Consider the following 12360-nt stretch of genomic DNA (forward strand, 5'->3'; position numbering starts at 1 on the left):
ATCTTCAGACAATCTTGTACACAACTCTGTGCTAGCCGCGTGAGCACCTAGCCCGTATTTGTATTGAAATTGATATCTCGTACAAACTTAGCTGTTATATTGTATCCACGAAGACGACATTTTATGTCGCAATCTTTCTATTGGTTCTCTTGGTTCGCTTCACGAACCCTCACAGACACTTCAACGTCCTCGCTGGATTTGACTTCAAAAAGATCAATCGCTGTAAAGAAGTCGCTCAGCTTTTTTGTAACCATAGTTGCGCTAGTCGGATTACAAAGTCATATTTTGGCTTCCTAATATAAATGCCTTTGCTTGCTAAACACTTATCTCTTTAAAGTTGACTTATCCAGAGAATGGAGGCTGGATAAAATGCCTCGAGAAGGCTTGTTGATTCTTACTACTTTTTAGCATCTGGTGTTTTCGGTGAAACTGTTCCTACGTAAGCAAAAGATCCCCAGCCTCTTCCTGTCAGTGTGGACACTGATACGTCAGCTAATGTGACAACCGATTCGGATCTTCTTTCTAGATCTACTGTGTACCTAGTACCAGTGATAATTGCAAGCCCGTCCAAGAATACGCCTTCCGTAGTAAGAGAATATGTATCTCTAGTGTCATTATTCACTGATATTTTTATGTTCATATCTTCGGGATTAATACCACCGCTGCCAATGAAGTTACTGCGTAAGTTATTATCTAAATCTGATAACAGATCGAGGTTCACGGCTAGAAAGATATCTATCCCGTAGCTTTGGTTACTTAGTTGAGCAGAAAAACCACCTTTAAATTCATTGCTAATTTTTCCTTCAGCCTTAATCATTGGCAGTTCAAAAACTGCGTGATAAAAATCAGCTGTCCCCTCTTTAATGCAGTGTATTTTATCTAGGTTAATGAAGAAGGGAGAGATAGCTCTTGTGATTTCACTTTTTTTATTGAAACACATCTCACTGGTTGAGGTTTCAATTTTAATTTCTGCGAAAGTTGTAAGGTTATTAGCAGTATTTGCGACTTCAATCAAGTCTCTAATATATAAAGTCGAGGATACTTCTTGTTTACACCCAGTTAATAATAATGTTGCTAATAGTGCGGTTGAAGCTGATTTAACGTAGTGCATATTGGGTTCCTTTCTAATTGTTTCTTCTTTTTCTCAGTGATTTTAGCGCCAATACAAAAGTTTCATCATCAGTTTTGACGAATAATGTAATCTTAAAGAAGATGGCGAAGCCAGAAAGATAAAGGATAGTGTTCATTTTTTCCTTAACTCCGTTTAGCTCTAGAGTTTACGCGTGCTGACGACATTTTATGTCGTGTATCGCTAAATGATCTGATTCGAGACCATCAACTCTAGCCATACAAGTCTAGATCAACCAACGTTTAAGACCACGGACAAAAAGTAGGCATTCAATGGTGCTCAGAAAATAAATCGTTAATTGCTTTAAGTGCTGAATCGCACCATCCTTCGCCATTGGCATTGCTATGGATAATCTTTGCCTTCTGAACTCCATCCTTTTGAACAAGATTTATATCAACCAGAAGAGAATCTCCTAGACGATCAGATTTGGGCCGAACGAAAAGTTTACTATCCGCAATGTTGTAATGTCTTTCAATACCTTGCCCCCTCGAATCTTCAAATGGGCTATAGGTCTTCTCTAGCTTTGACTCCAACAGTTTCAATTCAGACAAATACTTCGCTGTACAGAAATCACTCTTTCTATCTGGCTCAGCTAGTTCACCTCTGAGCCATTCACTCTCTTTGACATCAAACGGAGAGCTCAAGCGTTGTGTGATTTGCTTTGGTACGTCGAAACGATCGGAAATGAATGCTTCTTTGTCTTCTTCAATTGGCTTATCTGTATCGTGAAGCCGTTGTACCATTCGATTGCAATTCAACAGTACTCGTCTGACCTGAAACTTCTCAAAAGTATCATTCTGATAGGGGAATAGAGACTGAATTTTTCGCTCATCCACAAATTCGCTGATGTTTTTCATTGAGGCAACGTCACGCTGAAAAAGACCACCAATACGATCCACGCGCCCTGTGCGTTGCTCTACTGACGAAGCCGTGTGTGAGATGCCGTGATGTATGACGGTTTTGCAGAACGTATGTAGATCTACGCCTTCCTCATAGACATTGGTCGCTACAACAACCCAAGGCATTCCCGGCATACGAAAGTGAGTTGTAATCCGGTGGCGTCTTTCATCTTTTTGACCTCCTTGAGCAGCGGCTGTTGGTGCTTGACCGGAGAACTCTTGGGTTAAAAAGCGTCGCACCGAGCGGATGTTACCTTTACTGTCCGAATAGGGCTCTTGCCCTTCAAGTAATGGACGATCTAAAGCCCGGGTTGTCTGTTGAACGACATCGATCGTGGGGAAATTTAATTTCCTGATGAGGTCAAAGTTCTGCTTTATTTCAATTAGCTCAGAGAGACCACAATTGAGCGACGCTTCAGGCGTTCTAGCCCACTTGTCCCACTCAGAGACGAGAGTTTTAGCAACCCTATTGGGACTTAGGTTGCCATTCAACATGATGCTTCGTTTTTGAGTTTTTAAGCAGGCTAAATAAAGGTCAATCAGTGGCGCGCCGTTTCGTAATGTCGCTGTTTGCATATGACGGATTTGTTCTCTTTGGCGCAATGCCAGACGGAAATCAAACGTAGCGGCTTCACCTTGCGCTTCAAATACTCCCCGAGCTACTGCGCGAGAGACCTCAGGTTCTTTTGAGCGTGCTAATGATGGGTAAATGCCTTGTATCGCGAGCATTTCTCGAATTAATTTGCCTGAAATTGAACTTGCAGTGTTTTTGATTAAGCCAGGATTGTCAAAAATTTCATCTACAAGAATTCGGAGGTTATCATGCAATGTCGAGTAGCAAGGCTGCTCTAGCATCCATCTAAGAGTGGCCAATTGAACGTGATGAAAGGTTCGTCGGTAATTTTTTATCGTCCCTGTAGAGAGCTCGATTGGCAGATATTTGGCTATGCCTGAAATGACGTCCATCTCCGAAGACGTTGAGTCATGGGCCAGTTGCGCTAGACAATTTTGCGGTCTTAGTAGCACCCAGTCGACGTAATTCTCTTCTAGCAGTAGTGATAGTTTGGAACTTGCTTCTAATTGTTCGCGTAAATATCGCCCAGTGAAGAGATGGGCGTATTCTTTCTGGTTAGTGCGTGCTCCCCGAAACCACCAAGTAAAAAGAGACGGTACAACTTCTGACACCACTTCGTTGCTTTCTTCATTTTGTTTTTCTTCTTCCATTGAAGGATCTTGGAGCTCCTGACGTTCGGTTGTTTCTTCAAATTCTGCATATTCCCTTGAGGCACGCTTCTTAGTCCAAACTTGAGCGATTTTATCAACAATCGAAGCCTCGTCGTGGACGATCGCACTTTTGATACGAGCAATTATTTCCTGATCAAATGCTGCGGAAACACGGCTAGCAAGGTCTGTAGTGGTTGCTACACGACGCACAAACACAAGGGCTTTTTCTCGTTGCGCGACTTTCTCAGAAAGCATCTTAGCAACCGCATTGAGTTTGGGATGGGGAACTTCTGCTGAAAATGTATTGCGATAGCTCTGACATAGGTCGGCTATGAGTCTCTGATCAGGTAGAACTAGCCCTACTTGATCTATTCCATCATCCGTTTCCGATAGGGAACTTTCTGCACCAGCATAAATTTCAAAACTCTCCAAGGCGCCAATTCGATACTTTCCTCCTTTGTCTCGTTGAAGCATTTCAAAGACATTTTTTTGAATAACGCTGTTTACTAACCTCTCATGCAAGGATGCGGCTTTTAAGGGCTGCTCATGAGATTCAACGCCACCTTTGCGCCACTCTCGTCGATACATATTTCGTGTCAGATTAGAATCGTCGGGGAGTTTTAGCTCCGCCACACGCCGGACAATGAGTCTTCTTTGCAGATCTTTGAGGTGGTGTGAGGAGTGATCCCCAGCGAGTTCGTGTAACGGAATGGGAGAATCTTCATCATCTGTGAGACGAAGTTGATCACGCTCACGACCGAATACTTCGAATTGACGCACCAAACTCATTGGGTCGCCATTTTCCATAGGTGTAGCAGAAAGCATGAGCAGCCAAGGTTTATTTTGGTCGGTCTTGTCTTTTGGGCGAAATAGGTGGTGCAGGGTCTCATTCCTTAGTGAGGACGGTATGCCCTCCTGATAACCATGCTTTAGATTGTGAGCTTCATCGACAATGATAAGGTCATAGTTCGTAGCCTTATCAATCAGCTTTCTGATACCTTCTATAAGTGTTTTCTGTGTTGACGTAGTTGGCAGTGTCCAGTTTTTGCCCGTTAACTTTCCACGATCATCATTTTTCGCGTTAATGCTGAAAGAAGTCATTCGCAGAATCGTATCGTGCGGCTCCATGTCTTTGTCATAGAGATTGTCTAGCCAGTCCGATAGACGATTAGGTGTTTCAGTTGGCCAATCCGGGGTACCTTGCGGTGTCTTCACCCTATGGTCTGCTCGTAACCAATTTTGATGAACGAAACTGGCAAGGTCATTTGTCCACTTCTCTTGGATGTTACGTCTTGGCGTAATGATCAAAACGCGCGCATCAGGTTTCTGGTATCGCAGTAAATGCATTACGGCCAGACCAATATAGGTTTTGCCCATACCTACTTCATCGGCAAGGTAGGCGACACCATTGCGTACCAGCATGTTGAATAGCGCAACGCTTCCATCTCGTTGAAGGTCGCTGATGCCACTTTGTGTAATGAGTTCCGTCGGTGCAAAATTGATAAGTTGCTCAACATAGCTTGGGGTGATGCTATTGACTCCCTGAATCATCGTTGTGCTCCCATTGGTAAACGTTGATCGTAATCGAAGTTATGTTCAAGCCAACGGATTAGTCGTTCAGGTGACGGAGAGTCTTTTTCATGGATTAGCTCTTTTTTAAGTTCACGTCTGATCTTTCTATATTCTTGCTCGACACTGGAGGCTAACGAGCGAAATTCGGTTTCGACCCTTAGTCCCTTTAACTTGGGGTGTAATCTGTTTAGGCTATCTTTAAGGCTCATAACACCTAGGTACCGCTCAACGACATCAACCCCTCCTTCATCACCCTCCAGTGAGCTTGATAGCTTCCCTAGGAAATAACGAACACTCATTGCCCCTCGTCCAAACAAACGGGTTTTAAGCTGTAGTTTTGCGAAGGAATTAGAATCTTGCCGCGCGGCTTCTATATTCTTAATAATGTCTGACCTAAATCGATACATAGCTAAAAATAGGTCGTTGAGTCGATCTGTAGCCACCAGATCTTCTGTCTCTTGACTAGATTGATCGCCTAAAATGCCGTGTTCCATTGGCATCGCTGCACGGGAAATTTGTGCTGCTTGTCTTTGCTCTGGACCCAGTTGCCAATCTCGAAGTAAATCATCGATGCTTCGTTCCATTGAAGGTGCTGGAGGTTTTAGGTGTAGATTTGTTTCTGTAACAAGAATTAACCAAGCTTGGTCATCGTGAACAGGTGTCGTAATTTTTATGCTTGCCGATCGGAAAAGTGCGTCAACTTGAGCTTTCTTTAAAGTCAGTCGGCATACTTTTTCTTTAGCATCTAAAGTCAGAAATGGTTTAACTTCGCTATTGAAGAACAGTTTTAAGACTCGGCTATCTTTGCTGAGAGCGTTAAATTCGAAATTTTCCCAGTCGAATTCGAGCGTGATAATCGGAGGTGTAATGTGTGGGGGAGTATCCTCTTGGATGATTACGTCTTTACAACTATCCGCACCAACTTCTTTATTCAGTGGCCGTAACCAAGAGGTTAATTTTGGTGCGCCTTCCGGGATTTGTCGGCGTATTACCATGCATGCTTCATCATTCCCTTGCAGCGTGTCTCGATGACCTTGTGGCGTTGCATTTGCAGAACCGACGATGATGATTTCACGAATTGGCGACCAAAACCGATACACCTTGGCATGTAAGAATCGTTGTAAACGATTTCCATCGTGATCCCTAAATTCGCTAACAAGAGGATTCTGTTTAAACTCTCCCCAGTTTACATTGGGTAAGGCGCTATAGCTTGAAAAAGTAGAGGACGTAATATCCAATAAGTCACCATCTCGCGGACAATAAACAAGAACAGATGGGCGCACTTTTGCGCTGCCATTTGTCGAAAAGCAATCACTTACCCAATGAAGGAGTTCGGGAGGCTTTTCACCGAAATAAGGAGAAAGAACATCAAGTTGCCATTTAGCCCCTGAGTCCTGTAGGTCATTTCTAGAGATCACATTCGTTTGAACCCAATCTACCAAATTTGTTTGTTCACTTTTCAGGTGATGCTTGCTTCCGAGCCACAGTCTTGAATGTGAGCCTTTGACAATGTTTTTGTATCGTTCCATGCCAATGCCATCCACCGCTGCTTTTATTCGATCTAGTGCATCCGAGCCTTTCGCATCTTTTCTAAGTGCAGTGATCATGTCATAGACATCTTTGAGAAGTAGACTCCTCATGCCTTGTTTCAAAGGAATCGTGTCTATTACGCAAGCTTCAAAATTTCTGCCCCATCCCGGTTTTGTTAAATTGGCTGAGCCGCAACCAATGACTAACGTCTGAATGTCATTTTGACGCGTCAAGGCAAGTATGACTTTGGGGTGAAAACAGTAGCCGGAACGAATGACGGGAAAGGACTGCCAGCGTAACTCTTTTAATACAGCGGTAGAGGCCGAAAGAGACATTTCACCTCTTACCAAGTTATTTGCATCGAACAGTACACTGATTGGTGTTGGATTTTCTTCTAAATACTCGAAAAGCGGACGGTGAGGCTCAGATGATGGCCCTTCTCCAAGGCTGGGGAAGAAGGAGGGCAAAATGGACTTTTCTAGGTACTCGATATCTAAGCCAAAAGTTGTTAAGACCAATGCCTCAACTTGTCCAAGAGCCTGAAACTGAAGGCTTACTTGTTGAAAAAGTGATTGTGCCTTGTCCATTTTAAATCTCCCTAATATATCCAATTTCGCGAGCAACACTTAGCCAAGACGATAAGAAATAGTCATATCGCCAACGAATCCCGCTTGCGTAATTCTCAGACCTTGGATCATTTGGTCCGTTTGATGGATCTCGGATAATAAGATCATCTGTTGGTGTTAATTCCACCCATGCAGCTCCATGACGAGTGCGCATGACATGTGTGTGTCTTTCAATGAGAAGTCGTGCAAGTTGTTGAAATGAAGAAGGTCCTGCTACAGCTAGTGCACGATATTTCTTTAACTCTATGTCACTTGGTTCTGGCATTGAACGAATTTTAGTGAGCCATTCTTCATTAAATCCAAGCTCATAAGCTCTAGTTTCAGCATCCTTCAGGTTTGATGACTCGCCTCGCATTCGGCAAACATCAAACACCCATTCACAAACCCCAATAATCGCTTCAGTAGCTTTTACTTGGGATGCAAAGTCGCTGACTGATGAGGTCGCTTCTCCCAACGATAGCTGCTCCCAGATTTCACCGAATTTCAAACCTGTTAAATTCAATGACTTGATTTGCCGAGAAAACTCTTTAATGGTTGGATGAGAATGACTGGGCGCCTGTAGTTTTTCCGGTGTTAGCAGATGGGAAGTCCAGAAGTTTCCCCATTCCTTAGTACCGTCAAGCGGCTTATCAAAAAATAACTCTGACATATCGTTAAAATCGGCAAGGGAAATCGGGACTGGCCTGGCTTTAAAAAGTTGACGTAGGCACGCTTCATGTCGAAGTAAAATAGTGCGTGCCGAGGAGTTATTAAATACTCTCAGTGCTTCATCAGTTAATCGATATCCAGGTTTTAAAGCAGAATTTTTTCGAAGTATCCCACTGCCTATGCTGGCTTGATGATAGTAACCCCAGTACCCCGTTGCTTTTTGTGATGGTACTAGCCAGAAATCGGACTCAGCACCTACTGTGATGGCGTTGCCTTTTGATATTCGGCTTTCTTTTATACCGGATATGCCGGGGAAGTTTTGAGTGCGGTGAGAACACCTTGATCGAATAAACGCACAGAGTTGCTCGAATTTGCAAAAGATAGCCCATTGCTCATCGATTGATGCGTTCGCTAACTCTGGCTTCAGTTCTTCTAAAAGACCGTGAAATAAAAATCTCGTGAGGAAGCCTCGATAGGATGGCGTGACAGTTGTTAAATAAGGGATCATTCGCCTGGCAACAGAAGACCAAATAGGAAGGAACCTAAGCGGGTCTCGCGAACCTTTTGGGATTTCTCTCGGGTCTTCTGCAGTAAAAAAGAATATTGGATTATTCATTATGGATGAATCTATCTATCAAATATAAATACTTGTTCAAGCCATCAAAGCGATGACTCCCCCCCTCAAAAAGGTGTACTTCAAAGTGAGAAGAAAGCATCCGATGGCTCAACTCGGCATCTAAAATTTCATCATCCTTTTGAAGCAGTACTAGCCCTTTGCCAGTTAGAAACATATCAGAGTAAGACCGAACGACGGCTTCACTCATATGAAATGGCTTGCCATCAAAAGTGACACCGTCACCTAAATATCGATGTAACGTTTGGTTTGGATATAAAGATGGATTAAGACTGACAAAGGGGATGTTAAGCTTATGGGCAACTTGCGCGGCCAGCCATCCACCTAGAGAACAACCCACAACTAAATCTATGCGATGGTGTGCAGCGAACGCTAGCACATTACGAATAACCGTCTCTGAGCCTTGGCTATAGTCGAGATCTAACCCGATCACATTACCTAATTGAGTAAGGGCCTGAACTTTATCAGAGTGGGGCTTGTAGTAACTAGCAAAGCCATGAAGATAAAGGATATTCAGCATAACAAATCCTATTGTTGTTGAGCACGTAGATTACCATTAATAAACGACATATAATGACGCCTAGCCTGATAACACTCATAAAATCAGTAAAACCCCAATACTTCCCTAGCCTGCTGCTGAATATGCTCGCGCCATTGTTTTAGTTAATGAACATCGATGGCAGCATTATAACTTTGTATCCACCAGAGGGTTTGTTGGTCATCTGGCACATTAGCAGTTAGCAAGTCCCCTTCATCCGCTTGTTGTAATTCTTGGTCTTCGCTAATGGGCGTTGTTAGCAATAAATGCATGCTCATAAATAGCACTACAATAGCTTGATAGAGTCATTAGAGGTTTAGGTTTAGGTGTCGCTGTTGACCTTATCTAAGGTGGTAATTTGGTCGATGTTTTCATTAAACCAGTATGTGATCAACTCAGCAGCCTTTTTTACCGAGGCGGGATCTTGTTCATGCCCTACCCCCATGAGCTCATCGGCGACGTAATGAAAGTACTCGCAAAGAGCTGACGATGTTGCGCCATCAAGCAACATCTCACAGACTACCGGTACATAGCTATCATACTCGTCTCTTGCCCATTCTAACTCGTTAAATCCAAGAGGATCCCAGTAGTAAAACAACATTTCACTGACGCGATGTTCTAAAACAAAATGTTGCTGGCGTATTAAATCTATATTCATGTACGGTTCCTGTTAGTCAGTAACAACCAGTTCTACGCTATTTCTTTGAATATTGAATTTGACCATACTTAGTTGAAAAGGGTGGTCATCAAAGCAAAGCCGTTTGGGTAAAGTGCCGTCTTGATTGAAAAGTCTTAGAAATTCGATTGGCGAGCACAGTTGAGTGTATGTCGAACATTCATTGATTTTAGCAGAGACCTCAACCTTTCCTTCGCCAGAAAAGAGCCACAAGAATTCCGTTTCTCCTCGTTCATTCCAATACATCACATCCAAGCCTTTAGGGGGACTGTGTTGCTGAGGAAAAGGAAGTACATCGGGTCTGATCAGGATTAAGGCAATTTGATTAAGAGAGTTATCAATCTTGACCCGACTAATAGCAAAGGTTTGCTCTTGAATCGATAAGGTGCGTCGAAAGTCTTCTCCTTCGATCAACAATCTCAGTATCTCGGCAGTCGGAATGCTACCTTTTGAAATAGTTTTACCATTGTAACTGGCTTTTATTGCGTAACTGACTGCGCTGAGGTAACAGTCCTCTAAATGAAGTAACGTATTGGTCACGAGTCCTCCTTGTGTGGCAAAAGTTGATGGCCTCGAAAGAAATCATATAGCGATATACGACATAAAATGTCGTCAGCATTAGTAAACTCCAAAACTACATAGAATTAGGAATAAAATATGAACACTATCCTTTATCTTCATGGCTTTGCCATCTTCTTTAAACCAAACTCTGATAAAGCGCAGGCGCTTTTCTCGGTTGGGAAAGGTCGTCCTTGACCCGCTATCGTGGTGATGGTATTACTTTTGATGGCAAACCGTTTAATTTGAGTACTGACACCATAGCTACCTATCCCGATAGGCAGCTAAATGGTATTGGTCTTATTTTGCTACAAAGTGACGATGACATACTGGATGCAGAGCTGTAAGTTGCTTCACCCCTACTATGAGACCCATCTTTTTAAGGGAAGTAGCCACCGGTTCTGTGGCTTGGAGGAAAAACTAACACTTATCTCAGCTTTCAGGAAAAGCATAAACATCCTTTTAAGTAAGAATATATATAATTTTTTTACGAGATGCTATCGATATTAATTGAGACACATTCCTCAATATTATTCACAATCCACTTTGGTGCTATCATGAAAAGAAGCATCTCAAGCTTATATGGTTTACTATCTTCCCCAAAAACCAAGGGAGCCAAATTGCAAATTAATCCACAATAATCATGATATGCAACCGTATGTTTTCTATATTCAATACCTAGTTTTGTTAGACGAAATATTGTTTGCATATCATACTTAGCCAAGTTTGTACTTCTGCCAGTTGGCTGATGGAAAAACGACAGCTCATCTGTATAGTTAAACAGCAACCAGTTTAATGAATATATAACGCGTGAGTCGTAAATCACATACCTTTCAGGATCTAGAAATGAAGCTACCTTTGATAAGGATGAAATACAACTAAATGAATCCTTTGTCAATTTACCCCTATCAATTTCTGCGATAAACTTTTCAATTCTATTGTTATTTCTTTTATTCTTTTTAAAAGAACTTATCCCACCCCATGACTGAATTATCCAATAGCATGAATCTAAACTCTGATCATTATTCATAATAAGGTTATAATTGTCTTTTAGGTAAATATTCCTCTCATAACTAGTAGAAAAAGACGTTGGTATTTTTATTGGGCAGTCACCAGGGATTGGCCAATCATATTTTTCAACCTCATAAATTTTGGCAATTTCTTTTAGCTTATTGATTAATCTATTCATAATATCTTTATTTTATGATGGCAAATAAACAGTCGAATTCATCAATATAATTTATAGCAAATTATTTTGTGTGAAAATAAACATCCAAGCGTGAGAAATAGCAAGCTAAATTTGCACCACACTAAATATACGTATGTGAACTCGTCGGCTCTTTCAACCCTTTGCGCCAGGGCACTTTCCATTCAGCTACACCGTCTGCAATCTATTTAATTATCAAATCAGCAAGCGGATTCACTTCCTTTTAAATCATAGCTTTATCTCTTTCTCGTCAACCATCCTACGCTGTGTGACAGCCTAGATATCGAAGTTGATTGTTACTATTCAACGAATTCTGACAAAAAGCCCTGTCTCTGCATTGGCTTTGACTTCAAACAGGTCAATCGCTTTAAACAGATCGCTGAGTTTTTTGTAACCGTAGTTGCGCTGGTCGAAGGATGAGTGGTTGCTGATATGGCTGCCAATTGCGCTAAGCGTTGCCCAACCCGATTCATCTTCTAGTGCTTCGACGGCTCGTTTTAGCAATTCCATTAACTTTTTATCCTGCTTGAGCTTATGGTCTACATGTGGCTTTTGGATTGTTGCCTTTTGTTCAGTGATGTCACTTTGCTTGCTATTCCCTGCCACATGCTCGCTAACGCTGTGTTTGGTGTCGAGATATAAAAATCGGGAGCAGCTGCTGACGAAGGCAGGAGGTGTTTTACGCTCGCCAAAACCAATCACCTTTTTCCCTTCTTCCAAACAACGAATGACCAGTGGAGTAAAATCACTATCGGACGATACAATGCAGATGATGTCTACGTCTTTACCATGAAGCACATCCATCACATCGATAGTCATAGCCATGTCGGTGGCGTTTTTCCCTTTGGAAACGTCAAACTGCTGCATTGCGCGGATGGCACACTCATGCAACACCTCACGCCAAGATTTAAGATTCTCACTGTGCCAGTTACCATAAGCTCGACGGATATTCACGACACCATACTTTGCAAGCTCGGTCAGTATGTTTTGAATATGTGCTGCCGGCGCGTTGTCGGCATCGATGAACATGGCGATTTTGGTTTTGTCTTCCATACGAATTCCCTGTGAAAGTAAACGTGGCACTGAACGAGTTAATTGGAGTGCTCTAACATGGTAAGC

Annotated in this window: 11 protein-coding genes; 1 reads left to right on the forward strand and 10 read right to left on the reverse strand. The window is 42.4% G+C overall.

The window, feature by feature from the left end; translation table 11 throughout:
• Positions 1–397: 397 nt before the first annotated feature.
• From FJM67_RS08165 to FJM67_RS08195, 8 genes are all read right to left on the reverse strand, one after another.
• Positions 398–1111, reverse strand: a complete 714-nt coding sequence (locus FJM67_RS08165) for a DUF7424 family protein (protein ID WP_140588318.1) — start codon at positions 1109–1111, stop codon at positions 398–400.
• Between the two features lie 287 nt (positions 1112–1398).
• Positions 1399–4803, reverse strand: a complete 3405-nt coding sequence (locus FJM67_RS08170; RefSeq protein WP_140588320.1) for a DEAD/DEAH box helicase — start codon at positions 4801–4803, stop codon at positions 1399–1401.
• Positions 4800–6941: a phospholipase D-like domain-containing protein gene (locus FJM67_RS08175; protein ID WP_140588323.1), complete on the reverse strand. Its 2142-nt coding sequence runs from the start codon at positions 6939–6941 to the stop codon at positions 4800–4802. Before FJM67_RS08175 ends, FJM67_RS08170 begins: the two co-directional genes overlap by 4 nt.
• A gap of 1 nt (position 6942) precedes the next feature.
• Positions 6943–8244, reverse strand: coding sequence for a hypothetical protein (locus FJM67_RS08180; protein ID WP_140588325.1), 1302 nt, complete (start codon positions 8242–8244; stop codon positions 6943–6945).
• Positions 8237–8782 (reverse strand): YqiA/YcfP family alpha/beta fold hydrolase, encoded by a 546-nt coding sequence (locus FJM67_RS08185; protein WP_140588327.1) that lies wholly within the window; start codon positions 8780–8782, stop codon positions 8237–8239. The genes FJM67_RS08180 and FJM67_RS08185 overlap by 8 nt, the downstream gene beginning before the upstream one ends.
• 143 nt (positions 8783–8925) lie before the next feature.
• Positions 8926–9078, reverse strand: a complete 153-nt coding sequence (locus FJM67_RS17490) for a hypothetical protein (protein WP_181161452.1) — start codon at positions 9076–9078, stop codon at positions 8926–8928.
• 44 nt (positions 9079–9122) lie between these two features.
• Positions 9123–9458, reverse strand: a complete 336-nt coding sequence (locus FJM67_RS08190; protein ID WP_140588329.1) for a hypothetical protein — start codon at positions 9456–9458, stop codon at positions 9123–9125.
• A gap of 12 nt (positions 9459–9470) precedes the next feature.
• The gene (locus FJM67_RS08195) at positions 9471–10016 is read right to left on the reverse strand and encodes a hypothetical protein (RefSeq protein WP_140588331.1); all 546 of its coding nucleotides are present in this window, start codon (positions 10014–10016) and stop codon (positions 9471–9473) included.
• 212 nt (positions 10017–10228) lie between these two features.
• Here FJM67_RS08195 and FJM67_RS17495 point away from each other — a divergent pair, with 212 nt between their 5' ends.
• Positions 10229–10381 (forward strand): hypothetical protein, encoded by a 153-nt coding sequence (locus FJM67_RS17495; RefSeq protein ID WP_181161453.1) that lies wholly within the window; start codon positions 10229–10231, stop codon positions 10379–10381.
• A 140-nt stretch (positions 10382–10521) separates the two neighbouring features.
• On the opposite strand, the gene FJM67_RS17500 is transcribed toward FJM67_RS17495, so the two are convergent.
• Positions 10522–11223, reverse strand: a complete 702-nt coding sequence (locus FJM67_RS17500; RefSeq protein ID WP_181161454.1) for a hypothetical protein — start codon at positions 11221–11223, stop codon at positions 10522–10524.
• Between the two features lie 321 nt (positions 11224–11544).
• Positions 11545–12294, reverse strand: coding sequence for an NYN domain-containing protein (locus tag FJM67_RS08205; protein WP_140588333.1), 750 nt, complete (start codon positions 12292–12294; stop codon positions 11545–11547).
• Positions 12295–12360 lie beyond the last annotated feature (66 nt).

The organism is Maribrevibacterium harenarium (genome assembly GCF_006385675.1).
GTDB lineage: Bacteria > Pseudomonadota > Gammaproteobacteria > Pseudomonadales > Marinomonadaceae > Marinomonas > Marinomonas harenarium.